The organism is Cohnella massiliensis (assembly GCF_900169535.1).
GTDB classification, from domain to species: domain Bacteria; phylum Bacillota; class Bacilli; order Paenibacillales; family Paenibacillaceae; genus Cohnella; species Cohnella algarum.
Genome location: NZ_LT821255.1, coordinates 274,106 through 300,968, shown reverse-complemented (window position 1 = coordinate 300,968; position 26,863 = coordinate 274,106). Strand labels below are relative to the sequence as shown.

Genomic DNA, 26,863 nt, shown 5'->3' with positions numbered 1-26,863 from the left:
ATAAACTCCTGGGACACTTGCACATGCGGTGCCGAATACGGGCCGCATGTTCTTCTTTTCCGCATTATGCAAGAGCAGTTTATATTGAGGTGAATGAGTTTGTCTAAAATTATTGCCATAGCCAATCAAAAAGGCGGCGTCGGCAAAACCACGACATCGGTCAATTTGGGGGCCTGCTTGTCAACATTGGGCCGCAAGGTGCTCATTGTCGACATCGATCCCCAAGGGAATACGACGAGCGGTGTCGGAATTAACAAGGCGGATGTCGAATATTGCATCTACGACATCCTGATCAACGATGTCCATCCGAGCCAAACGATCGTCGAAACGGGGCTTCCGAATTTGAAGCTGATTCCCGCCACGATTCAATTGGCCGGAGCGGAAGTGGAGCTCGTGCCGACGATTTCGCGGGAGGTTCGTTTGAAGAAAGCGTTGGCGACGGTGCGCAACGACTACGATTACATTTTAATCGATTGTCCGCCTTCGCTCGGCCTTCTGACGATCAACTCGCTTACGGCCGCCGATTCCGTGCTCATTCCGATCCAGTGCGAGTATTACGCCCTCGAAGGATTGAGCCAACTGCTGAACACGATCCGGATCGTGCAGAAACATTTGAACACGTCGCTGCAAATCGAAGGCGTTCTGTGCACGATGTTCGACGCGCGGACGAATTTGGGCATTCAGGTCATCGAAGAAGTCAAAAAGTATTTTCAACAAAAGGTGTACCAGACGGTCATCCCTCGCAACGTTCGACTGAGCGAAGCCCCTTCGCATGGTCAATCCATCATCACATACGATCCTAAATCCAAAGGCGCTGAGGTATACCTCGAACTGGCGAAGGAAGTGATTACGTATGAGCAAGCGGCTAGGTAAGGGAATTGACGCCTTATTCAATTCGTTGTCGATCAATGAAGACGATAAAATCATAGAGATTCCTCTCGCGCAATTGCGGGCGAATCCGTATCAGCCTCGGAAAACGTTCGACGAGAACGCGATCAAGGAACTGGCGGAATCGATTCGCGAGCACGGCGTCATTCAGCCGATCGTCGTGCGGGCGGCGCTGCGCGGTTACGAAATCATCGCCGGCGAGCGGCGGTTCCGGGCATCGCAGCTGCTGGGCAATCCGACGATTCCGGCGGTCGTGCGCACGTACAGCGATCAGCAGGTGATGGAAATCGCCTTGATCGAAAACGTGCAGCGGGAAGATTTGAACGCGATCGAGGTCGCGGTCGCCTACCAGGCGATTATGGATCAGTTTTCGTTAACCCAGGAGGAGTTGTCGCTCAAGGTCGGGAAGTCCCGTTCGCATATCGCCAACTTTTTGAGATTGCTGGCGCTGCCGGACGAAATCAAGGAACATGTTTCACGTGGAACATTGAGCATGGGACACGCGAGAGCGCTCGCCGGGGTCAAAGAAAATAAAAAAGTAATCGAGCTGTCCAAGCAGGCGGTGGCGAATTCCTGGAGCGTGCGGGAGCTGGAGGATGCGGTCCAACAACTCGACGTCAAAGCGAAAGGGAAGGAAAAACCGAAAGCGAAAAAACGCGATCCCTACATCGACGAGATGGAAGCGATGCTTCGGGAAAAGTTCAAGACGACCGTGCGAATCAAGGCGAGCAAAGATAAAGGCCGCATCGAATTGACGTATTTCAGCAAAAACGATCTGGAGCGGATTTTGGAAATTCTTCAGGCGTTGGCATAATGACAATCGGATGGCATACCCAAGTTGTAATCTTTTTTCCAAAAGATTAAACTGAGGTATGCTATCCTTGCGTCAGGATGACGATGAAGGGGTATACTGATGGATACGATGGATAAAGGGATCATATACATGGATAACGCGGCCACGACTTGGCCGAAACCGCCGCAGGTCATGGAAGCGATGGAACGCTGCATGCGGGAAGCGGCCGCGAACCCGGGGCGCGGAGGCCACCGGATGGCGGTGCAGGCAAGCCGGGTGTTGTTCGAGGGCCGCAAGGCGCTGGCCAAGCTGTTTCGCGTCGGCAATCCGAACGATATCGCGTTCGCGCTCAATACGACGCATGCGCTCAACATGGCGCTTGCCGGATGGCTTCGGGCGGGCGATCATGTCGTGACGACGAGCATCGAGCACAATTCCGTGCGCAGGCCGCTGGAAGCGATGAAACGGAAGCTTGGCTTAAACGTTACTTACGTAGGAACCGATGCGCAGGGCCGCCTCGACCCGCGAAAAGTCCGGGAGGCGATCCGTTCGGAAACGCGGCTTATCGCGCTTGGGCACAGTTCGAATCTGCTCGGCACGATCGCCCCGGTCGGCGAGATCGGCGAAATCGCCAGAAAGCATGGCGTCAAACTGCTCGTGGACGCGGCGCAGAGCGCCGGCGTGCTCGATCTCGACGTCGAGGCGATGGGGATCGACATGCTGGCTTTTCCCGGCCATAAGGGACTGCTGGGGCCGCAGGGGACGGGGGGGCTGTATATTCACCCCGATCTCGATCTGGAACCGCTCATGCACGGCGGAACGGGCAGCAAGTCCGAAGCGCCGGAGCAACCGGCGGTTCGGCCGGACCGGTATGAGGCAGGCACTCCGAATACGGTGGGGATTGCCGGGCTCGCGGCAGGGGTCAAGTTCGTGCTGGAGCAAACGCCGCGGCGAATCCACGAGCGCGAGCTAGCGTTGACGAGACGGCTGATGGAAGGGCTGGAGGCGATTCCGGGCGTCAAGCTGCTCGGTCCCGGCATCGCGGAGGAACGAACCGCGATCGTCTCGTTTCTGACGGAAGGGGCCGATCCTTCCGAAATCGCGTTTCGGCTCGACCGCGAATTCGGCATTGCCGTCCGGGCGGGCTATCATTGCACGCCGCTCGGCCACGAGAGCGCGGGGACGACGGAGACCGGAGCGGTGCGGGCCAGCCCCGGATATTTTACGACCGAATCGGAAATCGCGTCGTTGATCGAAGCGGTGCGCGAACTGTCGGGCCACGGGGTAAAACATAACTAATATCGATTGAATGGGCATGGGGGAGAAGGCATGTTCGGGCTTGAAGAGGAAGTTTGGTTGGCGATCGTTGCATTGGAAGGCCTGATGGTTGCCGCGGCGTTGATCGGATTGATCGTATTGGGTGTCAAAGTTCGCAAACTGAAAAAGTCCCATCGCCAGCTCGTCGGAGAAACCGGCGTGCCGAAGCTGGAAGAGGTGATGGAGTCGCTGCATCGAAAACTCGGCGAAACGAGCGCGCGCCAAGACGAGCTTGAAGCGCGCCAGAATAAACAGGATAAACGCCTGACCGCGCTGAAAGGACGGATCGGCGTTCATCGTTTCAACGCGTTTGCGGATACGGGCAGCGACCTCAGCTTTTCCGTCGCGATCGTGAACGACCAGCAGGACGGGGTCGTCATTACCTGCATTCACAGCCGGGAACAGGCGTTTTTGTACGCCAAGCCGCTCGACAAAGGCCAGTCGGCTTACATGCTGACCCCCGAGGAAAAGACCGCGATCAATCAGGCGCTGCAAAAGGAATAGGAGCCGATCTCGCCGTCCGGATGGCGAGAAGGATGCTTTGGGCGATGATGTCCGACATCTTCATCACCAAATTCAGGCGCGTGTTTTGCAGGACGAAATATTCCATAAAGCCTCCGACGTTGACGATGCCGGTCAGATGAACGTCCCCGACGGGCGGAAGGTCCTTGTTGACGCCAGCGCCGGGACGGACGGGACCGATGCCCAGCTGAATGCAGCCGACGCTGGAGACTTGTCCGAGACAAGCGTCGACGGCAATGACAAACGGCTGGCGCGGCGTCCGCATTATTTTCGCAAGCGTGTCGTTCAGGTTCATGGCGTGGACGGGTTCGTCCAACGTTCCGTACAGGTCGAATTGCGGGTTCGTCTCCCGAGAGAGCAGGCTGCCGACAAGCGGGCCGAGAGAATCGCCCGTGGAGCGGTCCGTGCCTACGCAGACAACGGCGATAGGCCTGTCCGGCTGCAGGGACTCCAGTTGAGTTCTCAAACGTTCGGTCAATCGATGATGGACGGCAGGTTCGTTGTAATGAATTTTTAAAGAGAGCGCAGCCGATTCGCCGGATGATTGCTGCCGTTTCTCCCAAGCGCCGTTCATTCGTCTGCTTCGCCTCCTCCCATAGGTTGTTACTAGTATATGGACGGAATAACGCTTTTATACTCAATTGGGACGGGCTTTTGCGGGCGTCCAGGAGAAGGAGGCTCACGGATGGATTCGCTTCTGATCGCTTTCGATTCGACGCAGCAAGCGCTGCGGGCGGAAATGCTGCTGGAATACGCCGAAATCAATATCGATATTCGCCCGACGCCGAAGGAAATCACGGCCGGGTGCGCGTTGTCGATCGAGTTTCCCGAGGCAGAGCTGGAGCAGGCGCGGACGGTGCTGATCGGCGAAAAGGTTGAAATTCGGGGAATGTTCCGGCCCCTTGGTTCGGGGGGGTACGAACAGATCGACATGTAAGAGGAGGAGGAGAAGCCTTGAAGGGGAGCAGTCATTGGGGATGGACGCTTGCCGGGAATGCCGATATCGGCCTATGGCAAGAGTTTATGGATAGCATCTGGAATACGCTGAACGATACCGCGATGTGGATGGCGGCGCTCACGGTGCTGCTGCGGATTGTCGCCATTTTGATTATAAGCCGAATCGTCCGCATAATCGTCAACCGAATGATCGACCAGTTCACCAACGTGCGTTCGCCGAAACGGATCAAAGTCCGCACGCGCCGCTTCCAGACCGTGGGCAAGCTGCTGAAAAACACGGCCGGCTACGTCATCAACTTCATCGTCATTCTCCTTATTCTGGGCGAATTCAACATCAGTCTCGGGCCCTTGCTCGCCGGCGCGGGCGTCGTGGGCCTTGCGATCGGCTTCGGCGCGCAAAGTCTCGTGAAGGACGTCATCACCGGTTTTTTCATCATTTTCGAGGATCATTTCTCGGTCGGGGATGTCATCGAAACGGGTAAGTTCAAGGGCACGGTCGAAATGATCGGGCTTCGCTCGACGAAAATCCGCAACTGGACGGGGGAAATTCATATTATCCCGAACGGTTCGATCGTGGACGTGACCAACTATTCCGTCAACGAATCGCTTGCGGTCGTCGACGTCTCGGTCGCCGCCACCGACTCGGTGGAAGAAGCGATGGAAACGGTCCGCGGCGTGCTGCAGCGGTTCGAGGATGCCAACGTCGTCGGCACGCCCGAGCTGCTTGGCATCCAGACAATAAGCGCAAGCGATGTCGTGCTGAGAATGACCGCTGTCTGCAAGCCGAACACGCAAGCTGCGGTTTCCCGACGGCTCAACGCCGAAATCAAGAAAGCGTTCGAAAACGCGGGCAACCCGCGCTATGTTTCCCGCGAGGCCAATGAACGGGTGGTGGGATGACGATGGATAAAAAAGAATTCGAGCTCGGCGATATCGTCCAGATGAAAAAGCAGCATCCGTGCGGGGCCAACGAAATGGAAATCATCCGGATGGGGATGGACATCCGCATCAAATGCGTGAAATGCAAGCATAGCATTTTGCTGCCTCGGGCGAAGTTCGAGAAGAGCATGAAGAAAGTGTTGCGGTCTGCCGGCAAGCAGGAGACGGACAGCGGGCAGGAGAATTCATAGTTGCATGTCCAGCGAAATTATGATATGATAACTCCTGTTGCGGAGAGGTACCCAAGAGGCCCAAGGGGGTTGACTCGAAATCAACTAGGCGTCGCAAGGCGTGCGTGGGTTCGAATCCCACCCTCTCCGCCACCTGAATATCGAACATCGAACGACGGTCCCGGCAGGGGCTGTTTTTTTATTTCTCGCCCATTTTGATTCACGTACGAGATAAAAGTACTTGAACTCTGAATTTTTAACGGGTTTTCTGTATGAACACCCGATGTAATATACAATGTAATCTGTATATAGCCGATGCCATTAGGCGTGTCTCTGGTTGTTCGCCGCCTGACTTTATGGCGGGAAAAAGGCATGAATTCGCCCTTCGGTGTGGCGGAGCCAAACCGAATAAACAGCCGACAATAACCTAATCCCTTCTGTACAAAGACGGGGGGTTAGGCTATTGTCGATTAAAAAGGAAAATGCTCCCGAACCTTTGGCGAGGATCCCCGGGAGCATTCACTTCATCATGTCAAAAATACTTTATTTCGGCCTTTCTTGCAAGGCTTATTTACGCACATTCGGAAATCAATCTCCTGACGTCCAGCTCTGCTGTGAAAACTGCGGTCGGCTTCTCCATAAACACGGTCGTTATTGGCGAGGAATTGTGACGAAGCATGAGGTCATCCAGATCCCGATCTACCGTCGATATTGTCCTACCTGTAGAATAACAATCTCCCTCCTGCCGGAGTTCCTGATTCCATGGGCCCGGTATGCGACTTGGGTGCGAGAAGCGGCATTAAAGCGCAAGCACAAGGGATTCTCTTGGCGGCAGACGACAGAAAGCACAACAACTCCTGCCGTGCGTTATAGCCGCCGTACGTTGAAACGCTGGTGGGCAAGACATCTGCGCCGCGCAGCGGATGCAGCACTATGGGTTGCTGGGAAACTCGTAGCCCAGGGGGACGACACGGATATGCTCCACCTTTACCCCACCATGATGAACCAAACGCCAATGGATACATTGGATTGGCTGGACAAACTGTTACCCCGATTCATCCCCGCTGGCGCATCCAGACGGGGCTATTGGACGTTTCTAAATGCGAGGTTACCTGTAGCATCACGCTTATAAATCCCTTCAGCATCCACCGCCAAGGAGCAAGGCAAACGAAAATCGCCTCCAAAATTGCTTTAAAAATCGCCTGGACGGCAAGTTGCCCTCCTGATCCCACAAAATATGCGCCCTCCCTGGCTTCTAGCGTCTATGCGATACTCTCATAGACCACAGGGAGAGGAGATTTAGCATGGATGAGCAAGCAAGGCAGCAAGAAGCCAACTTCCGTTATGGCTTAATTGCATCACTGGTTAGCCGCAAATTGGATCCCGGAGAACAGATGGCGTTGATGCGCGAAATTGTAAGCCATGAGTATGAAACGTCGTCGGGACAGCGAAGGAGAATTAGTCTACGAACGCTTGAGCGATATTTAAAAGCGTATCGCGAAGGCGGATGGGAGGCGCTGTTGCCCTCCGTCCGAGCAGACAAACTCACGACCAGGGAAATCCCCGAGGATGTGCTTGCCAAAGCGATTGCCTTAAAGCAGGAGCAACCCGGCCGAAGCGTCAGGCAGATTATTGCGATTCTGGAACTGGCGGCATTCGTGGCCCCCGGCACCCTGAAAGAAAGCACGCTTAGCAAGCAGCTTCGCCGCCGCGGCGTCACGCGCAAAGCGTTACTGAATACGGGGTGGAGCCACTTTCGCCGGTTTGAAGCCACGCACCGAAATAGCATGTGGCAAGGCGATGTGCAGCATACCCTTTACCTTCCGCATCCGGACAAGCCCGGCAAGAAGGTCATGGCCTATCTGGTTATTTTCATTGACGATTACTCTCGCTTCGTTGTGCATGGCCAGTTCTATTTCGAGGAACGTGTGGCCCGGCTGGAGGATTGCCTGAAGAAGGCGATTTTAAAGAACGGAGTGCCGGAAATGATCTATGTCGATAACGGCGCCATCTATTCTTCACACCATTTTGAGCGGATTTGCGGGCGACTGGGGGCAGAGCTTAAGCATACTCGCCCCGGACGTCCTATGGGACGCGGGAAGCAAGAAAAGTTCTTCCGATTTGTCGACCAGAGCTTTGTGCCGGAGGCATACGACCTGATTGAACAAGGGAAGATCCAGACGCTTAACGATTTGAATCGATTCTTCTCGGCGTGGCTTGAGATTGCTTACCACCAGAAAGTCCACAACAGCTTTAAGCAGCGCCCAGTCGACCGATACCAAAAAGACGACCACCCGATTCGCATGTTGCCGCCGCATGAACTCATAGAAGTATTCTTGCTGGAGGAATCCCGCAAAGTGGACAAAACGGGATGCATCTCGCTGCTGGGCACGATATTCGAGGTCCAGACAGAGCTTGCCGGCTCGAAGATTCAGGTGCGATTCGATCCGCACGACCTGTCCGTCATCCAGGTGTGGAAGGACGGCCAGCGCTATGAAGACGCGAAGCCAATGAAGCTCCGCGATCCGAAAAACCGGCCGAAGCAGGATGAACCGAAGGCCGTCATGCAACCGCCGAAGACGGGCCTCAACTATGTGGAATTATTGGTGGAAGAACAGAAACGGCAGACCCGCGAAGCGCAAGGCGCTGCGCTTTCGCGAGCGATGAAAGAGGTGAATCGCTCATGATTCGTGGTTTCTTCGGGTGGGAGCGCGTTCCGTTCACCCGGGAGATTGAAACACGGCATCTGCACCGCTCCAAGCGATTCGAAGAATGTGTAGCACGGATGCAGTATATGGTGATGACTCGCTCGATTGGCTGCGTCACCGGTGAAATTGGCTGCGGCAAGTCGACAGCCGTTCGCTACTTGAAAGACCAACTGGATCCGAACAAGTACCGGTTTATCTATCTGTCGGATGCGAATCTGAAACCAAGGGACTTTTACCGTGAACTCCTCCACCACTTCGGCTAGCCGCCCAAGTTTCTCCGCAGCGAAGCCAAACCGCAATTCCAGCACCTCGTATGCGATTTGGACGAGAACCAGCAGAAGGTCGCCGTTATTGTCGAGGATGAAGTGCACCTGCTTTCAGGAGACATGCTGCAAGAAATACGCATTTTGACGAATTTTCGCATGGACACGATTTCGCGGCATGCCCTGCTGCTCATTGGACAGCCGGAACTACAGGCCACGTTGCAACTGAGAATCTTCAAGCCGATTACACAGCGGATGAACGTGCGTTTTCATTTGGAAGGCTTGTCGCTCGAGGAGTGCCGCGATTACATCTCCCACCAATTGGAGGTTGCCGGAAGTACAGGGCCGGTGTTTACGACAGAAGCGATGGACGCCATATACGCGCATGCTCGGGGGATATGCCGAGAGATAAATAACGTCTGCACCGCTGCGCTTCTGGATGCAGTGCTGCGAAAAGACAAAATGATTGATACCGTCCATGTGACGAGGATCCTAGCTGAATTTAAGGAACAGTGAGGGATGACAAATATGAATGAGATACGATTTCATGGAGATACCGAGCGTTGGAACGTGTACGATGGAGAAGAGTTGCTTTGCTCGCTACGTTGTGGTGATGCCGTGATGATTCAAGTAGGAAAGCACTTCTTGCCATCCAACCTTGAGCTCGATACGGACTGGGGTCTGTCAATAATTTTGTGTAAACTCTTTTATAGGCATCTCTCCGAAGGGGAGATTAGCCTCCTCAAGGTAAGTGCTGGCCGATCCGGTCCGGAAAGAAGACGGAGAGCTGCAGGAGCATCTGTCCCCAGTTTTGAACACGACCGGTCCATTTGCGGGTGACGTCCATCGTGACTAAGTACAGCATTTTCAGTAGCGCCTCGTCGCTTGGGAAGATGCTTTTCCCTTTGGTGACTTTTCGCAATTGGCGATGATAGCTCTCAATCATGTTCGTCGTGTAGATGAGCTTACGAAGCTCAGGCGGATACTTGAAGAAGGTGGCGAGTTCGTCCCAATTGCTGCGCCATGAGCGGACAATAAGGGGATACTTGGCGCCCCACGTCTCCTCAAAGCGGTCGAGTTCCAGCAGAGCCATTTCCTCCGTAGCAGCCTTGTAGATGGGCTTCAGATCGGCCGTCACCTTCTTCAGATCCTTGTAGGAGACGTAGCGCGTGGAGTTGCGGATCTGGTGGATGATGCACTTCTGAATCTCCGTCTTCGGATAACAGGCAGAGATCGCCTGGGAGAAGCCCGTGAGGTTGTCGACACAGGTGATAAGGATGTCCTGAACGCCGCGATTCTTAAGATCGTTCAAGACGCTCAGCCAGAACTTCGCGGACTCGTTCTCGCCGATCCACATGCCCAGCACGTCCTTGTTGCCGTCCATGTCGATCCCAATGACCATGTAGGCAGCTTTGTTCACGATCGCCCCGTCTTGCTTCACCTTGAAGTGGATGGCGTCCAGGAAGACGACCGCGTATACGCCCTGCAACGGCCGATTCTGCCACTCTTTGATGAGCGGAATGATCTTATTCGTGACATTGGAAATAAAGGTTGGCGAGACCTCCAAACCATAGAGATTCTGCAGATGGTCCTGGATCTCCCGCGTGCTGACGCCTTTGGCGTACAGGGCGACGATCTGATCCTCGATCCCCGTCACGTTGGACTGATGCTTCTTCACCACGAGCGGCTCGAACTCGCCCAGGCGATCCCGTGGCACGGCAATCTCCTGGTCGCCGTACTCGCTAGTGACGATTTTCTTGCTCTTACCGTTGCGACTGTTCTTCGTCTGCTTGTTCTGCACGTCATGCTTGCTATAGCCCAGGTGCGTATCCATTTCGGCCTCTAGCATTTCTTGCAGCGTTTCGGCAAACAGGTCCTTTAGCGCATTCTGCGCATCCTGTGCGGTGACCAGATTATTCTCCTTGATGAAACTCCGCAGCTGCTCTTTCGTCCATAATCCCATGTGTGCTCCCCAACCTCTCCATGATTTCATTTTAGTAGGTTTGAGAGTTTACACAAAGTATTTTACAGACTCACGGACTGGTACGTGAAGTTTGGAAATTCGAAGTTCTGGCTCCACCGACATGCCAAGTACCGCGTCCGACCGCTGTTCTAACTGCTCTTCGGAGCAGTTTTTTTACGCCGACAAACAAAGGCGAAATATAATTGTCTCCGAAACGGCGGTGAGGAAAGCAAAAAGCCACCGTCATTGGCGGTTCCGAATCTACCGTCAATTAAAGTGGCTGATGACACTCTGGTTTCTTACCTCATCACTTTTTAATAGTAATTCCTTTATACACAATACCTTTTCAATTAAACACTCTATCATTTTTAATTTGATTTCCCTATTTCTCTTTTGATTTCTTCTATTCGTTTTTTTCCCCAATCATACATCATTTCCACAATTGGAAGTAACGTCATTCCCAACTCAGTCATTGAGTATTCCACTCTAGGCGGAACTTCTGGATAAACCTCTCGATGTACAATGCCGTCTTCCACCAATTCCTTTAATTGATTCGTTAAAATTTTGTGGGATATTTTAGGAAATAATCTTTGCAATTCACTAAAGCGGTGCGGACCTTCAACACCTAAATGCCATAGAATCACAACTTTCCACTTTCCACTGATAATCGATAAAGTAAGTTCTTTTTCACAGTTGTAATCACCATTTATTATCTTCTCTTTAATTTCATCTCTAAGTGTATCCAACATATCTTCGGCCTCCGCTTTCAATTGTTACTTTAAGGTTACTCTGTTACAAAAAAGTGCATTCTTCTCAGAATTACAAACAGGTTGTAATATAAATATGTGAGTTAAAGATAAACTATTTTAGGAGGAATAACAATTATGAGTAAAAAAGCACTTTTAATTATACCACCCGAAAGATTTAATGAAGATGAATTATTTAAACCGAAAGAGGCACTTGAAAATGCAGGAATAGAAGTAACAATTGCAAGCACAAAAACTGGCGAAATTATTGGAGACTTTGAAGGTAAGGCAATTTCCGAAAAGGTCTTCTCCGATACTACAGCAACCGACTTTGACGTTATTTCTGTCATTGGCGGATCTGGCACATATGATCATCTTTGGGAAAACAAGGAATTATCCACCTATTTAAAGAAAGCATATAAAGATAATGTTATAGTTACCGGAATTTGTGCTGGTGCAGTCACTGTTGTGAAAACCGGATTACTTGAAGGTAGAGAGGCAACTTGCTACCCTGTTGACGTACAAAAAGACCAACTGAAAGAAAATAATGTAAAATATGTCGAGAAACATGTTATTGCACATAGTGACATTATCACAGGTGACGGCCCAGATGGCGCCGAAGAATTTGCAAAAGCACTAGTTAATGCAATAAACTAACTTAAAAGATGATATAAGCCTTTGGTGTATACCGGAGGCTTTTTCAATGTTTAATCTTCTCTTATTCCTTATTTTATGTTAGTAAATAACTTATCTAACCACTGATTTTCAAGCACAATTTCTACTCTTTGTTTTACCACTATTTGTGATACGGTTCCCCGTACCACCCCCAATCCTAAAACTTTGCTGAAAACTGAAATGTACCTCTGCGATGTGTTTATTCTCGATTTTAATGCTGCTTATCAGCTTTCTAACCAGCGTTTGCTGGGCTTCTTTATCTAATAAGCGAATTACTTTTCCAACGTTCTCGAATAGCTCAACTATCTCATCAAGGTCTAAACGACTTCCCCTAAGATTTCTTATTTCTTCCCGCGTAGCGCTAATCTCTTCTTGAAATGCTGCGATCTTATCCAGATTCTCTTGGATTTTAATTCGAACTTCTGACCGATACGCCTCATTCCCTTCGGTCAACTCATCGAACAGTTTGTCTTGCTTACCTTTCAATATACTAATTTCGCTTTCCTTACGCTTGACGCTCCGCTCTAACTCCTTAATTTGTTCATCGGAATTATTCAAAGATGACATCATTTTCGCTTTAAAATCCGGTTCGTTAACGATCTGTTCGAATATGGTTAAAAACTCTTCCTCAATAAGGTCTTTTCGAACCCCATTTGGCTTGCAGGTCTTGAGATTCATGTATTGGTTACATATGTAATATCCATACTCTTTACCTTTACTTGTAGCAGGTTGATAAGACATACCATAACCACATGCAGGACATCTCAGCAATCCACTTAATAAATGCTTGCCGTCAAACCTCTTCATATTACGGCGCGGATTGCTGTTAATCATTTCCTGCACCTTATTAAACGACTCTTCGTCAATAATTGCTTCGTGTATCCCTTTGCTTATAATGGGATTGTCATCATATTGCCTTTTACGTTTATTGTCTTCATGCCGCTTTCCCCAGTCTTTTCGGTGACCCCACCTTATTTTCCCGGTGTATGTCGGGTTTTGCAAAATGCCCTTTACGCTTGTACCGCTAAAATTTTTACCTTTTTTGGTTTTAATAGTACGCTGGTTTAACATCTCAGCTATCGCCAAATATGCACTTCCTTTAAGATACTCTGAATAGATTAACTTCACGATCTCGGCTTCCTCAACATTTATAACCAATTTTTTGTCAACAAGATCATAGCCTAATGGCGGTTCTCCACCATTCCATTCTCCTTGTCTTGCTTTTTGAGACATCCCGCCCTTTACCTGAACAATGATGTTTTCTCTCTCCATGTCAGCAATGATGGAGGAAAAGACCAAAAAATATTTCCCCATAGGATTTGATGTGTCGATCTTATCTTCTACAGAGATAAGATAGGTGCTATTCTTTTCCAAAAACTCAGCGATATTCACTATATCGAAGATTTTACGGCTTAACCTACTCATCTTATAAATGACTAAATAATTAACCTTCCTCTCTTTGATGAATTTTAGCATCGACTTTAAGCCAGTTCGTTGCTCTAACAAAGCTCCAGATACACCCTTATCATCAAAGATTTTCAGAAGTTCCCATTCTTCGCGCTCGCATTTTTTCTCGATTTCTTTGATCTGATTGTCTAAGCTATAGCCTTCCCGTACCTGTTCGTCTGTTGATACGCGAATATAGCCGACAGCCGTTTTTCTATCACTCATGCAGCCACCTCCCAACAAAATAACTATACCATGCAAAACACATAAGGTGTCATAGTGTGTTTGTAGCCGATAATAAAAAGAAAAGCGCCAGCATCGAAATATTTGATGCCAGCGCGGTTATCACCTTTCAAAGGGTTTGAACTTATTTTAACATCTCTTTCAGACCCTCTTTTCCGTATTTTTCAACCAGCTTTTGGATCTCACTTAAAAGCGCAGATGTAAAGTCACTGATTACATCTTGTTTGATTTCTTCTTCCGTTTTTACGAGCTTATCAAATACTGAAGGCATGCTTATCATCCCCATACATCGCAAATTTGGGATTGACCCATGCCTTCTGTGCTTTAGATGAGTCGCATTATGAGAAATGAAATTTTCAACTGCGTTACTGATCAAAAAATATTGCTAATGATTTTGTCCAAATCCATCCTCAATGATCTAATATACAAGCTTTAAGTCCAAAATACCCCCTTAAGGGCTAAATAACTTCATTATCCGCGCTACTGAGCATCCGTATTTCAACTACATAAAACACAAAAATAAATAGCACCTAAGCATTGGATTGACCATGTGGTAGTCAATATCCATTGCAAAGGTGCTAAAAATAATGTTAACTGCCAATCAAGCAGTCATTTTTTAAGCGCTAAGCTTCTAAAATAATCAGCATAACTCCTATAGTCCCCTCTTTGAATTAGATTGTCGATTTCATTCCACACTTCATCAGGAAGTGTGATTGACACCGGCTTCTTGACACCAAGTGATTTTCGTCCTGCTCCTGCTCGTTTACCGCCGCGCTTGGGTAATGGATATACCGGACGCCTATTCTTCGAGATGAAGTATTCTTGTAAGAATTTTTCCTTGTTATAAAACACTTGGATCTGATTTATAGATGGAAGCTCCAAAAAAGTTCCTCCTTTGAATTAGAAAGTCTAATTCAATATTACCACATGAACTATTTCGCGACATCTAAAGAAAAAATGGGGGGGGGGCAGGGGCGCATATGAATAAAGATTTTTGAAAACCCTTGCCCCCAATGCCCCTGATTAAAGGTATCCGCAGAGTCGCAAGCCCTTTATCACAAACTCTCCATGATGCTTTGGTTCTTCGAAGGTAATATTCTTTTCATACAAAACTTTTCTGAATAATTCTAAAAAAGTACTACTATTGATTGATGTCAGCTCATTGTAGTCATTATCACGCGCCCACTCGTCAAAGTCTTTTTTGAAATTCGAGCGGCGTGTTGTTGCACTCGGATCGACGATTATCACCCCAGCTTCAATGCGAGAATGAAAGTACTCAACAACAGGATTTTGTTTTGCCTTGTAATCCTGCAAAGCTTTCTCACAAACTTTACTCTCGGTCAGATTGAACTGATTTTCGATTAACCGAGTCAACCCCTCCATTGCAAAACGTAGAATTCCAGGCATTTCGCTAAGAATTTTACCAACTAAGTTCTTATCTGCGTAACTTACGCCTTCTTCACGAATTTGACCGGCTTTCAACTCTTCGTATCTTTTGTTAAACGGAATGATTTGTAATCTTCGAAAAAAGCCATGTGATAAATCTTCTGTGTCCATCATGCGATTTAGTAAGATGACAACTTTTGCCGACAAAACTGCATTAATTGGTTTATTAAACTTCACATCAATATATTGTGAATCACTGCCTGTCACATTTTTGAACTTCTGGGTTTTAAACTTTCCTGAAAATTCGTTCTCTGTTGACATGCACACAAGTTTCCCTGGTAAATCTTGCATTCCAAAACGCCCACCCATTTCAGTTAGCGAAACATTCGAAACATTTTCATGGCCAACCAAGTTCCGAATAACCTCAGCTAAAACGCTCTTTCCGTTTGACCCAAGCCCTACGAAAAAGAAAGCCTTCTGAATCTTTACGTCGGGCAGGAATAAATAGCCCAAAATTTCTTGAATCAGCATAATGCGTTCTTGGTCGCCTTCAAATACATCTTCGAGAAACCGCATGAAGGTTGGACATTCGGCATCAGGGTTGTAGTCGAACGGGACTTGAATAGTAGACAGGAATTTCGGACTGTGCTCAATCAATTCCATTTTGTACAAATTGAGCATGCCGTTTGTTAGATTCACAAACCCCTTTTCAGGGTTCATAGACTTTACAATAGGGATTTCAAGTTTCAATGCCTCGAAATACTCCTTTTCCAACTTCCTGCGCCAGAGGTTGGGTTCAGCTTCATTTATGATGTTTCGACACACCGCCTTAATAACCAGATCAGAGATTGCAAAAAAAATCCCCTTCTTACTGTAAACGAAAAACTGGCCGCTCTCATGTTGAACGAGGGTCATCCTCCTAAGTACATGCGAAGCAAAGATATTAGGATTAATCTTTGGTTCACCTTTTTTATCAAGCGATAACCCTCTATTTCTCCATCTAACAGCCCTAACTTGCGCAAGATCTGGGCCTTCAACAGCATTAAAGAAACCGCTCGGATAACCAAATCTCTCCAGTATAGCAAAACCAGCTGGTAGAAGGGAGAACATTGATTTTTTGTGATAATATGCAGCTGCTAAAGAATCCGCTAGTTTCGTCAATTTGTTTTCTTTTTTCAAGCGGAATAAGATCTGTTTCAAAAGTACTTCACCATCTTCTCGTAATTTAACAAGGTCAGATGCCAACAATTCGATGGACTCCTCAGATAGATCGGAAGCATGTTCAATTACGCATTGAAGTAAAGCGTCTTTCGCCTTAATGTAATTGATGTCTTCGCCAGCAACCACATTTACACAATTTTCCTGAACAAAGCTCACGATGGATTGATTAGTGTTCATAGTAACCTCACCCTTCACGTAATTTTTATAGCCATTAGAAGATGTTGCTTGACAGACGACGACTTGGGACGAGTGAAAAAATTTCCAAATAAGGCTTCGTATTCAGTTTTCAAAGAAATGCGAACCAACGTGGATTACTAGGCAGACGGCCCCCCTTTCTGATCAGATACAAACAGTTATCTTTCTGCAGATGAAACTGCAGTCTTGGATAAATTTCTGCAGCGCTCTAAATCCATCGCTGAAAACAAAAAACACCTATTTTGTAAAGCGTAGACCGATAAAACAGTCGTGCTTTACAAAATAGGTGTGAAATTTTTGGACCGCCTACTGTAGCTCAAAGTTAAGTTGAATATTCAAATTCAAGTGGAAAGTTAATATGGCCCTAAAAACCTAACCCCATTAAAATGAATAAGGTGGGAGGGAGCGTCGGCAACCCATACCTCAGTTTCCCAAGCAATGACACTTAGATACCGAGCCATTACTGCACGGTTCGGGAAGGCTGTCACATAAACAATACCGGCAGAAGAATCTTTAAACAGCCGCGCTAATTCATCATGACGTTTTCCGTCAACCGGCCCGTGGCTTGTCACAGACTCTATCAGCAACAACCAGTCCTTCTCAGGATAATAAAGAATTACATCTGGCATCTTACCCTTAGAGTTAACTCGCACTCCAAGACGACTTAATAATTCCTCATCGAAATATCCCCACTTATCGCCGGTATCTCCAGCATATATAAGAATCCCCCCAGGCACATAACGCGCGGCGAAATCCTCGATGATCGCCTTGATCAACTCACTATGTTCACCTTGGCTAATATGAATCTGCTTACCGGGAGCAATTTGTACAGGCAGTCGGTTCTGCTCTCTTTCCTTGGCATATCTTTCGACAAGTGTTTCTCTGGTTGCAAGATACGCCTCTAAAGCTGGCTCCCATTGAGAAGTTCCGTATTTCCGTATTAACTTTAATGCCTCGGGTTCAATCTGATACACAGCTTTAGGACTATTAACAGGACGGGTCGGTTTGTCAGGATTGTACAACGAGATACCAGCTTCGATAAACTGATGCATTGTCTGCCGCCTGAAGGTTTCCCGAGTATTCGGCGCGTATTCTTTACCGTAATGTACTCGGCTAAACTCCATCATTGGTGTGATGCCGATTAACGGGTTTTCTGCCTGTGACCATGATTTATCCGGTGTCAGATTCAATATGGCCAAAAGGCAAAGTGCCGAACGCTCGTTTAATTGCGCTCTTGGTAAGCCAAGAGCTTTGAGTATCTCCAGTGCTCCTTCAAGATTGGGATGAATGCCCTCTGTCACAGAATCTCCTCCAACTTCTGATCAATTTCTTCTTGTCCTATTTTATCAGAGTTGGCCATTACCCATCTACCAAACTTTTCTAGCTTCTCCCTGCTAGGATATTTCATTGTACGAAGATCAGTTGCATTAACCTGGGTGTGCCCATTAAAAACTCTAAAATACCTATCCACTTCAGTAGAGTTTAAATATGCGTACAAACCAAACGCCAGTTCAGCAGGTATCCCTTGTTTTTTATAATGGATGACATTAAGTCCGTTTTCAAACCCAACCTCTGAATAGTTAATGCTTTCGGGAGTTAATACCCCTGCCACAATCCGGCGTTTTTCTTCCTTAGACGAAAATCTCTTTACCACAGTGTAATACCCGTTTGGATAGAGCCACTTTTTCATCGTATCATCTACAAAGACCGCATTTGGCTTCTTCATTACCTTTGGCCATTCTATCGATGTACCGACAAAATGATTTGGGTAGAAGAGGGGGACAGTTCCTTCTTCGGGCATATTGCGCAAATGTCCTTTTACACGAAAATCAACTACTGGCCCTGTAGAAACCTCTACGCCGATTTCTTTTAGTGAATAATGTACAGAAGGAAATCGCTCGATAAAACTAAGATCATTTGATGTAGGAATATGAATAAAGAGTTCCGAATCATTCGGTTGAACGATCTTTTCAAAGGGATAGCAGTTTTCTTCGTAATCAGCAAAACTGTCATCTCGAGATGTAGTCACTTTGACTTCGGTTTGACTTGCCCCCCGCTCAAGTAGCATTATAACGTTTTCCTGCAAAACTTCATCGTCCTTGAAAGCCTTGTCTCTAGAGTCAAATAAGTGCACGTGCTTTATTGCAGTTTTTTCAAGAAGCAGCTGCCGAAAAGGACGAAAGTAAGGGCCGTTGCAAAAACTTCGTGGAATAATAGCAACGATCTGGCCGTGTTCTTCCATCAACTCAATTGTCAGTGCGACGAAAGCAGAGTATAAATTCACTGTTTCAATTCCGACGCCGCGCAATAACTTACGATGTCGAGATGAACTAGCTATTTTCTTATAAGGCGGATTCAAAATAGCATGGGAAAAGCGGATTTTTGAACTAGCCAGTAAGCTATTCTCGTCAAGAAGAGCGTTTGTAGCCCATTCAATAAAATCCTCTGTTATAATCTGCTTATCAAGCTTAAGCTTATTCTCGAATAAACCTAGCGTCCTTATAAGCCGAGATCTTAAAACTTCATCTATCTCAACGACAGTCACAGAAGCCCGATCACTGAGGTTTTCCGATACAATACGCTCCAAGAATGCGCTTGTTAATGAACCAATACCAGCACCTGCATCAAGGATTTTAGGGTCTGACATCAACTTTTTGTCGAATAGTGAAGCCATAAACTTTGCGACACTCGAAGGAGTTAAAAACTGCCCTAATTCGGATTTGTTCTTCAGTAACGGGTTCACTGCTAATCGTTCTTTATCTACGGACTCAAGAATTTGCGTCATGTTTGCACCTCTTGCTTGCAGAATGTATCTCTTTATTTTAATATGAAAGGTTAGCCGCCTTCAAATAGTATGTTGACTTTGACCCAAATAAAAATCCTCGTGGGTGCTTCCCGACGAGGATTGCCGATGCTTTCGGACAAGTACTATTTTATCAACATAGGAGAGAGGAAGCAAGATATTGATTTCTGAGTGAGAATGAGAATTCTTCAAAACCCATGCCCCCGTTGCCCCCAAGTAACCGCCGCGGCAAATTTTAGTCACCAACTTCATTGATGACAAAATAAAAGAGCACTTATGTATCGGAATGACCGTTCAACAGTCATACCCTCAGGGCATAAGTGCAATTTTTAATCGAAACATGAGAGTTAGCCATGTATTGTGGCAGGCGAATTGTTTAACCTCGTGGCTTTTATGCGGGTTCTCCAATCAAAGATAACCCCTCACCGGATTGCCCGACATGTGGAGATACTGTCGATGCATTCAAAGACAATATTATTCGGTATCAGTTTGCAAAAAACCATGCCCCCGATGCCCCCATAATTACCAGACTAATCGGAAGGAGGAAGCCACTCAAAGTCGGCTGGATCACCATCGAACGTGGTCAGCCGAGAGGACTTCGGCCTACGCTTGAGTTCGCAGGACGCGAAGATCAACCCCCGACTGATAAAACCATTTACCCGATACGCTTGAGCTTTCCATTTTCAGAAGTGACAACGATATCACCCATGTCGCCCACGCCATCGACTACTGTATACGAAAAAAGATAACCTTTTTTCGCCATTTTTAAGTAATGATCAATAGATTCTTGAATAATCTCTTCATCGTCGACACCGAATTCCTTAGCGAAATCGATAGGTACACATAAATAACTGGTGGATTCCCACAAATTCACTCCAGTACTGACCAATGACTCTACTCCATTCAATACTGCCCTGGCTCCTGCTACGTTCACAATACCCTTTAACACATGGTAGACTTGATTGTTCCACCCTTTCAATTGCTCAACTACTTTGAGATCTTCATCATTAAGTTCTTCATAATCTCCGTTGAGAAGGCTGTCACTTTTAAGGATTCGACCTTGACGGAAAGCGGTAATAACAGAAATATCCATACTGACTGCCTTCATCAAGTCCTCAGCGTACTGGTTACTACGATCTGTGTTCCTGTTCTTTTGGTTAGCTTGCATATGTATTCCTCCTGCCATTAAATGACTGTAATAAAATACATTATCTCATATGATCGGGGAATCGAAAACAAAAGTTCTCGATCCCTGATCAGATATAATACACTTCTATAACGCATTAAAAAGCCTTTTCAAAGTAATGAAAGCCTGTTGCTTTGTATAACTAGCCTTTGGGCTAAAATTATTGTTGCCGATACTGCCCATAACCGGACTCTGATTTGTTTTATCCTTGATAGAGGTTACCGCCGATACAGATCCCTTCGCCCAGCTTGCTATGTCGTTGTTGTCCGTAAAACTCAGAGGACTGTTTGTAGGACTGATTCCTAATATGTTGGCGGTTCTCGCTAACATAACAGCGGCTTCTTGGCGAGTGATGTCCCCATCCAGATCGAATACCCCGTTTCCTTTTCCGCCTACGATACCGAGAGAGTAAGCAGCCAGAATGTCAGGATCACTTGTGTCACTGAAAGCTGATGAATCAATCTTTTTGTTTTTCTCGGCCAATAAAGTAGCGACTGTTTTGCCAGTTTTGACCTCCAAGAGATGGACAATCAACTTGCTGAAGTCGGCTCGGGAAATGTTGCTGATATAGCCAGACTTCATCTCGTCGGGAATAAGGTTAAGCGAAAACGCCTTTTCAACTTCCGGCTTCGCCCAATCGGATGGAGTATCATTCGGGTTCGATAGAATACCCCATTTGCCGTTCTGTTCGACAGTTATTCCTTCAGGAGAAACATAAGCATCTGAGAAGTACTCCTCATTTGATAACGGAAATATCCGAGTACCTTTTGAATCATAAAAGTAAAATTTATGATCCGGCTCACCTGTTGGTGAATATTCAGCACGTTTTGCAATAATAGAGTACTCATTAGATATCCATTTGTAAAACGCAAACATTTCTTCTTGCCCTGTATGAATATTAATTAACATGAAGGCGTTTTCTGCCAAAATTTGTGCTACAGAATCATAAGAATACGGAACAACTCTTCCTTTATATTTATCGGGTTCCAAGAGCACATTGCCGTTAGCATCAGCTATGCCAGTATAATATCTTTTGTACTTTGGATCTGCTAGTTTTTTGATTAAGATAATACCGTTCGGATACGGTTGATACTTTACCGTACCATCACTCAAATCATAATAAAACTTGACATAGTCGACAGAGTCATATTCAACAGGTATGATCAGCTTCCCTGTTTTATCAATCAACCCCTGAAGGTAACTCTTTTTCTGCGCATCATACCTTTGGACTACAGCAAGACCGTTATAAAATGGAAAAACATCAGAAAAAATACCCAAATCTCTTCCTAAAACGTCTTTGCCTGTTTTATCTATTAAACGGAAAGTACCTGATTGAGTTGTACGATCCCAATTTTCGGATACCGCAATAACACCTTCGGAGAAATAAGTACCAACCTTCCGATATTTTGGAGGGATCACAGTCTTGCCGCTTTTATCGATGAATCCTAATCTCCAATAGTCGTCTGCTTTGCTTTCTTCTCGAAGTTGTGCCATTCCGTCATGAAAAGGGCCGTCAATTAATCGATCTTTCAGTGAAGAGTAAGGGATAACTACTTGGCCACTCATATTTACATAACTGTTTTTCCCGTTCTTTCTAACCTCAAATAAACCGTCACCATATTGAATATCGTCATAGGTATCCTCTTTAATGATGAATGTTCTACGGACTTTATTATAAACTCCTTGGCTGTAATCTGCCTTGACGATTAGTTGTACAAGTTGGTTCGTAATATCCTTCTTCTCAGCATACTTAAAAGGAAGAACATTGTTCCCTTTTTTGTCGATATACCCCCATTTTCCATCTTTCTTTACCCAAGAAAGGCCATTGGAAAAGGGTTCTACATCTTCATATTCGAAGGGGATGATTCTGTTTCCCTTTTTATCTATAAAGCCCCATTTTTTCTCCTCATTTCGAACAGCGGCTAGTCCCTCAGAAAAGCCTCTAGCATCGGAGTAGATTGGAGCGACCACTTCTTGTCCCGTTTTGCTCACATACCCAAATTTTCCTCCATCGACATACCCCTTTATTATGTTAAAATAGCCTCCACGGTTCGTCACTGCAAGGCCATCTGACAAAGAGAGAACGTATGTGTAAGCTAATTGAGGTTTCAGCAACCAAACAAATGGGGCTGTATTTGAACTTGTCGGTGCTTGATTGTTTTCCTGTGCCATAGTGAAGGGACTTGACAGCACTGTACACAGCAAACAAACTATCAAAGTTAATCCAACCCTCGAGAAGCGGATAATTTGCATTAAAAGTGTCCTCCTCAAACTTATCGATTCAAGTCTTTATATGGCATTAAACAGCCTTTTCATCGTAATAAACGCCTGTTGCTTCGTATAACTGGCCTTCGGACTAAAGTTATTATTACCCGTGCTGCCCATCACCGGACTCTGATTCGTTTTATCCTCGATGGTGGAAACAAGTGACACCGAATCTTTTGCCCAACCTGCAATTTCATCGTCGTCAGCATAAGTTACGTTTCCGCCATCATTGTCGATTCCTAATACTTTGGATGTTCTGGCCAGCATCACAGCGGCTTCTTGACGGGTTATATCACCATTAGGATCGAAGATGCCGTTTCCTTTACCGCCAACGATTCCGAGAGAGTAAGCGGCGAGAATAGTGGGGTCGTTGGTGTCGTTAAAAGCATTTGTAGCCAGCACTCTGTTCTGATCCGTAAGCACTTCTGAAATGCTTTTCTGTTTCTTAACCTCAATAAGATTGACGATTAATCTGCTAAAGTCGACACGGTTTATGTTACTGGTAAAACCATAATTGAACTGTTCAGGAATAAGATTCAGGGAATAAGCAACTTCAATTTCCGGTTTTGCCCAGTCCGAAGGGATGTCCAAAGGATCATATATAAACCCCCATAAACCGTCTTTTTCTACGGCTGCGACCCCTTCACTGAATTTGTTAATATAATCGAATTGTGGCTTGATAACTTCATTACCAGAAAAGTCTATAAGGCCAAACTTACCATTTTTTGTAACCAGTATCAAACCTTCTCTTCCAGTAGAAACAGCTTGAAATACTGGTTGATCAAATATGTCGTATTGTGGGTGGACAACTTCTTTGCCCGTCGAGTCTACAAATCCCTGTTTCCCGTCTTTGACTACAGAAAACAGAGTATCCGTAACTACATTAATTTTATCGTATCGAGGGTTCACAATTTCTTTACCAGTCTTCTTATCAACTAGCCCATATTTCTTGTTGCTACGAATTACATACATGTTTTTTCCCATGTAATCGACATGCTCGTAATTAAGAATGATTTCTCTGCCGGTTCGATCAATCATACTATACTTTCCGTCTTTTTCTATAAGTCTCTCTGGCTCAGTAGGTTCAGTATCCTTTGGATCTTTAATGCGACTTGGATCGTTTTTGATGAAATCATCAGGGCTATACTGCGGTTTCACGACTTCTTTCCCGGTTTGATCTATGTACCCCCATTTACCATCTATTTTCACTCCTGCATAACCGCCGGAGAATTCTTTTGCAAAATCATAATGTGGCTTAACTACTTCCGCACCATTCTGGTCAATATAGCCATACTTTCCGTCTTTGAGTACTGGTGCCAAGCCGTCAGAGTAGAAACCAATTTCTCTGTATTTCGGAGCAACGACTTCCTTTCCTGTAGTATCGAAAAGGCCGTACACTCCATTCAACTTGACTTTAACCATGAACCTTTTGTTGTTACCGACAGAATTAGGATATACGCTGATATCATCATATTGTGGTGAAACAATATTTTTGCCGCTAAGATCACGCAACCCGTACTTTCCATTCAACTTGACTTTTACAAACCCGACTGTGTAAATATTATCAGCATGAGTAGAAGCGCCTTCAGCAACATATACCTTGACGGGTTCAATTTCTTCATATTGCGGTTTTACAATCTCCTCACCAGTACGGCTAATTAATCCGTACATTCCATTCTTTTTCACCATTAATACGCCTTCTACATACCCCGTCCCCAGTATTCCTATATCAATTCGTTCGACATCATCATAATAGTAAGGTTTGACTACAACATTACCATCGTTATTCAAAACACCATGCACAGATTCAACAATCAAAAGACCATCCTTAAACGCAGGATAACCTAAGACAGAGGAACCCGGATATTTGAATTTCACTTTCCCTGATTTATCAATGAACTGATAATCAACAAATGCTACTCCATCACTAAAGGCTAGTGTACCAGCATAAAACGAGCTGCCATCACGACTCTTCATATCTTCAAACATCGGTTTAATAGCGTATCGAGGTTCACCAGCAATATAACCGTCTCCATGTGCATGAACCGAAGAAACACTAAATAATTGAGCCAAAAAAAGAACCAATGCAACTAGAACACTTATTACTCGTTTGATCATCTCCAGCTTCTCCTCCTCCAGCAAAGGCTGCACGTACCAAAGGTCGAGAACATCTGCCCTCGACCTTCTTTTATAAATGCCGACTTACTCGTCTTTATAACTTGCAGACGTATCAACCTCGATTGTATTGGCTTTTCCATTCCAAGTAACCCCGAAATCAAATAACTTGCCGATATCTCTCAACTTGAAGTAGTTATTACCTCCGATGTTGTACGCTGTAAGTTGAACCTCTTTGCCGTCAAGATAAATCTTGGAGTCCGTGGCTGTCGCTGTTTGTGCCGTCGATTTACCCGAAACCTGAAGCTCACCGCCAACCGGCGTGTAGACTTTACCAGACTCCAGACTGATCGCATTTTTTGCACCGTCCCACTTAACCTCGAAGCTTTTCTTCGATCCGTTCAGCGCCGCGGCGAGATCACGCAGTTTGAAGTAGTTGTTTCCGCCAATGTTGTAAGCTTCGAATGAAACTTCCTTGCCGTTGATTAAGACTTTGGAAGCTGTTGGCGTTGCAGATAAGGATGGGGAGGAAGCAGACTCCTGAATAGAGATGAACCCCCATTTCCCATCAAGCTTTACAGTTGCGAACCCTTTCACGAAAAGCTTTTTACTAAAGTCGGTTACCTGACGTGCGAAATATAAGTCAGAGCGGTCACTGCCTCCAAATGTGTATATCGAGTCGTACTGCGGCTTTACAATGACTTGCCCTGATTTGTCGATCAATCCCATCTTTTTCCCTTCAACCACTACTGCATATCCATCATAATAGTTGGATGCCCCATCATATTGGATTGGCGTTACGACTTTTCCGGCTTTATCGATGAATCCGTATTTTTCACCCTTCACTACGTAGGCAAACCCTTCAGGCGAAAAATAACCGACTTCATCATATTGTGGGGAGATGATAACTTTACCAGACTTATCGATAAAACCCCACTGGTTATTTACTTTGATAGCTGCCAACCCGTTGGAGAAGTTTAAAGCTTCATCGTACTTGGGAGCCACGATCTCTTTGCCCGATGTATCAATATAACCCCATTTTCCATCAACGCTAATCGCAGCATACCCTTCGTTGAACCCAGTCTCATAAATAAACTCTGCGTCCTTGTACTGCGGAAGGTCGCTGATAACTGTACCTTCCTTATTGACAATCATTCTTTTACCGTCTTTGGCTACGATAGCATAACCACCTTGGAAATAATGTGAACTCGTGTCCGAAACCAGATCGTCATATTCTGCATTTAAGATGACCTCACCGGTTTTCGGGTCAACCACGCCGGTTTTCGTTATGATCTTAGTCCCTTCAGAAGTATGCGCTCCCTGTAATTCGCTACTGGCGCTTTCAGAAGGGTTTATGGATGTTGTAGATTCAACCCATAACAACCCCTCGTTAAAAATTTGATTTCCATCAACGTTCCAAGGATAGCTAAGATTTTTGGGTAACAACGCTACTGTTGTACCAGACGTGTCTATAAAGCTTTGTATAAATACATCAGATTGATCCCAGTAGCCTCCGACAAAAGCAACTCCATCATCAAAGGCACTGGCAAACTCAAATACGAGAGGAATGACTTCATTTCCTTTTCCATCTATATAGCCCCATTTTCCACCAACACTGACTGCAGCAAGTCCATCATAAAAACCGCTGCCTACAGAATCATATTTGGGAGGTACGATTTCTTTTCCGTCAGAGCCAATTAAACCCCATTTTTTATTGCGCTGAACAAATTTTGCAGTAGAGCTGGCCCCTTTGAAGCTATCATAAACAGGTTGAACAATAACCTGACCTGATTTATCAATTAGCCCCCATTTTCCGCCTAACTTGACAAAAGCTACTTCGGCATTTTCGTTACCGAAGAATGCGCCTGCATCTTCAAATTTCGATTGAATGGTTTGAACCCTAGAACCAATGGATCGAGATGTCGAGTTTGTTTTGGACTCACTCGCGGCTGCTGCGGTAAACGTTGTAAACGCCGAAAGCATAAATGATAAAACCAGCATAACCGAGATCTTCTGTAATCCTTTGCTCATGTTATCGTAGCTCCTTTTCTTGTGTATTATT

General features: G+C 46.2%; 24 protein-coding genes, 1 tRNA gene and 1 pseudogene. 13 read left to right on the top strand and 13 right to left on the bottom strand.

The features are described 5' to 3' along the window. Positions 1-99 precede the first annotated feature (99 nt). The 4 genes from B7E11_RS04675 to B7E11_RS04660 all read left to right on the top strand — a co-directional run bounded on the left by B7E11_RS04675 (position 100) and on the right by B7E11_RS04660 (position 3,502). Entirely contained in the window at positions 100-873 is a 774-nt protein-coding gene (locus B7E11_RS04675; protein ID WP_080832434.1) for a ParA family protein, read from the top strand. After that, on the top strand, positions 854-1,702 hold the full coding sequence (locus B7E11_RS04670; protein WP_080832433.1) for a ParB/RepB/Spo0J family partition protein: 849 nt from the start codon (positions 854-856) through the stop codon (positions 1,700-1,702). Before B7E11_RS04675 ends, B7E11_RS04670 begins: the two co-directional genes overlap by 20 nt. A gap of 108 nt (positions 1,703-1,810) precedes the next feature. Then, positions 1,811-2,980, top strand: coding sequence for an aminotransferase class V-fold PLP-dependent enzyme (locus B7E11_RS04665; RefSeq protein WP_080832471.1), 1,170 nt, complete (start codon positions 1,811-1,813; stop codon positions 2,978-2,980). 57 nt (positions 2,981-3,037) lie between these two features. Further along, entirely contained in the window at positions 3,038-3,502 is a 465-nt protein-coding gene (locus tag B7E11_RS04660; protein WP_213084120.1) for a DUF4446 family protein, read from the top strand. Here B7E11_RS04660 and yyaC read toward each other — a convergent pair. Then, positions 3,477-4,094: a spore protease YyaC gene (gene yyaC, locus B7E11_RS04655; RefSeq protein WP_080832431.1), complete on the bottom strand. Its 618-nt coding sequence runs from the start codon at positions 4,092-4,094 to the stop codon at positions 3,477-3,479. The two genes, B7E11_RS04660 and yyaC, sit on opposite strands and share 26 nt — an antisense overlap. A 111-nt stretch (positions 4,095-4,205) precedes the next feature. Between yyaC and B7E11_RS04650 the strand changes: the two genes are divergently transcribed. From B7E11_RS04650 to B7E11_RS30875, 8 genes and pseudogenes are all read left to right on the top strand, one after another. Beyond that, entirely contained in the window at positions 4,206-4,457 is a 252-nt protein-coding gene (locus B7E11_RS04650; protein ID WP_080832430.1) for a putative Se/S carrier protein, read from the top strand. A gap of 17 nt (positions 4,458-4,474) precedes the next feature. Continuing rightward, positions 4,475-5,377 carry a mechanosensitive ion channel family protein gene (locus tag B7E11_RS04645; protein WP_139787066.1) on the top strand — a complete coding sequence of 301 codons (903 nt, stop codon included), beginning with the start codon at positions 4,475-4,477 and terminating at the stop codon, positions 5,375-5,377. 2 nt (positions 5,378-5,379) lie between these two features. Further along, positions 5,380-5,607: a DUF951 domain-containing protein gene (locus tag B7E11_RS04640; protein WP_080832429.1), complete on the top strand. Its 228-nt coding sequence runs from the start codon at positions 5,380-5,382 to the stop codon at positions 5,605-5,607. A 41-nt stretch (positions 5,608-5,648) separates the two neighbouring features. Beyond that, positions 5,649-5,739, top strand: a tRNA-Ser gene (locus tag B7E11_RS04635). 376 nt (positions 5,740-6,115) lie between these two features. Continuing rightward, positions 6,116-6,718, top strand: a complete 603-nt coding sequence (locus B7E11_RS30880) for a DUF6431 domain-containing protein (protein WP_425430053.1) — start codon at positions 6,116-6,118, stop codon at positions 6,716-6,718. A 172-nt stretch (positions 6,719-6,890) separates the two neighbouring features. Continuing rightward, positions 6,891-8,273: a DDE-type integrase/transposase/recombinase gene (locus B7E11_RS04630; RefSeq protein WP_080832306.1), complete on the top strand. Its 1,383-nt coding sequence runs from the start codon at positions 6,891-6,893 to the stop codon at positions 8,271-8,273. Then, positions 8,270-9,073, top strand: a pseudogene (locus tag B7E11_RS30750) (ExeA family protein). The gene B7E11_RS04630 and the pseudogene B7E11_RS30750 overlap by 4 nt, the downstream one beginning before the upstream one ends. A gap of 3 nt (positions 9,074-9,076) precedes the next feature. Next, positions 9,077-9,397: a DUF5348 domain-containing protein gene (locus B7E11_RS30875; protein ID WP_176220608.1), complete on the top strand. Its 321-nt coding sequence runs from the start codon at positions 9,077-9,079 to the stop codon at positions 9,395-9,397. On the opposite strand, the gene B7E11_RS04615 is transcribed toward B7E11_RS30875, so the two are convergent. Both B7E11_RS04615 and B7E11_RS04610 read right to left on the bottom strand, forming a co-directional pair. Next, positions 9,300-10,520, bottom strand: coding sequence for an IS256 family transposase (locus B7E11_RS04615; protein ID WP_080831775.1), 1,221 nt, complete (start codon positions 10,518-10,520; stop codon positions 9,300-9,302). The genes B7E11_RS30875 and B7E11_RS04615 overlap by 98 nt on opposite strands. A gap of 368 nt (positions 10,521-10,888) precedes the next feature. Continuing rightward, a complete protein-coding gene (locus B7E11_RS04610; protein WP_010648814.1) occupies positions 10,889-11,269 on the bottom strand; it encodes a winged helix-turn-helix transcriptional regulator in 381 nt (126 codons plus the stop codon). A 135-nt stretch (positions 11,270-11,404) separates the two neighbouring features. On the opposite strand from B7E11_RS04610, the gene B7E11_RS04605 reads away from it, so the two are divergent. Next, positions 11,405-11,923, top strand: coding sequence for a DJ-1/PfpI family protein (locus B7E11_RS04605; protein ID WP_019154241.1), 519 nt, complete (start codon positions 11,405-11,407; stop codon positions 11,921-11,923). A 108-nt stretch (positions 11,924-12,031) separates the two neighbouring features. On the opposite strand, the gene B7E11_RS04600 is transcribed toward B7E11_RS04605, so the two are convergent. The 10 genes from B7E11_RS04600 to B7E11_RS04560 all read right to left on the bottom strand — a co-directional run bounded on the left by B7E11_RS04600 (position 12,032) and on the right by B7E11_RS04560 (position 26,832). Then, positions 12,032-13,612 (bottom strand): recombinase family protein, encoded by a 1,581-nt coding sequence (locus B7E11_RS04600; protein WP_080832426.1) that lies wholly within the window; start codon positions 13,610-13,612, stop codon positions 12,032-12,034. 142 nt (positions 13,613-13,754) lie between these two features. Next, on the bottom strand, positions 13,755-13,901 hold the full coding sequence (locus B7E11_RS29385; protein ID WP_156158243.1) for a hypothetical protein: 147 nt from the start codon (positions 13,899-13,901) through the stop codon (positions 13,755-13,757). A gap of 338 nt (positions 13,902-14,239) precedes the next feature. Then, positions 14,240-14,512, bottom strand: coding sequence for a hypothetical protein (locus tag B7E11_RS04595; protein ID WP_245809618.1), 273 nt, complete (start codon positions 14,510-14,512; stop codon positions 14,240-14,242). Positions 14,513-14,653: 141 nt separating this feature from the next. Beyond that, the gene (locus B7E11_RS04590) at positions 14,654-16,414 is read right to left on the bottom strand and encodes a DNA primase family protein (protein WP_080832425.1); all 1,761 of its coding nucleotides are present in this window, start codon (positions 16,412-16,414) and stop codon (positions 14,654-14,656) included. 371 nt (positions 16,415-16,785) lie between these two features. Then, complete coding sequence (locus B7E11_RS04585; protein WP_197081083.1) at positions 16,786-17,733, bottom strand: BsuBI/PstI family type II restriction endonuclease; 948 nt, start codon at positions 17,731-17,733, stop codon at positions 16,786-16,788. Next, entirely contained in the window at positions 17,730-19,217 is a 1,488-nt protein-coding gene (locus tag B7E11_RS04580; RefSeq protein WP_041049188.1) for an Eco57I restriction-modification methylase domain-containing protein, read from the bottom strand. Before B7E11_RS04580 ends, B7E11_RS04585 begins: the two co-directional genes overlap by 4 nt. Positions 19,218-19,890: 673 nt before the next feature. Beyond that, positions 19,891-20,403, bottom strand: a complete 513-nt coding sequence (locus B7E11_RS04575; protein ID WP_080832424.1) for a hypothetical protein — start codon at positions 20,401-20,403, stop codon at positions 19,891-19,893. 105 nt (positions 20,404-20,508) lie between these two features. Beyond that, positions 20,509-22,674, bottom strand: a complete 2,166-nt coding sequence (locus tag B7E11_RS04570) for a WG repeat-containing protein (protein ID WP_080832423.1) — start codon at positions 22,672-22,674, stop codon at positions 20,509-20,511. Between the two features lie 36 nt (positions 22,675-22,710). After that, a complete protein-coding gene (locus tag B7E11_RS04565; protein ID WP_080832422.1) occupies positions 22,711-24,804 on the bottom strand; it encodes a WG repeat-containing protein in 2,094 nt (697 codons plus the stop codon). A gap of 84 nt (positions 24,805-24,888) precedes the next feature. Continuing rightward, positions 24,889-26,832 carry a WG repeat-containing protein gene (locus tag B7E11_RS04560; RefSeq protein WP_176220607.1) on the bottom strand — a complete coding sequence of 648 codons (1,944 nt, stop codon included), beginning with the start codon at positions 26,830-26,832 and terminating at the stop codon, positions 24,889-24,891. Positions 26,833-26,863: the final 31 nt, after the last annotated feature.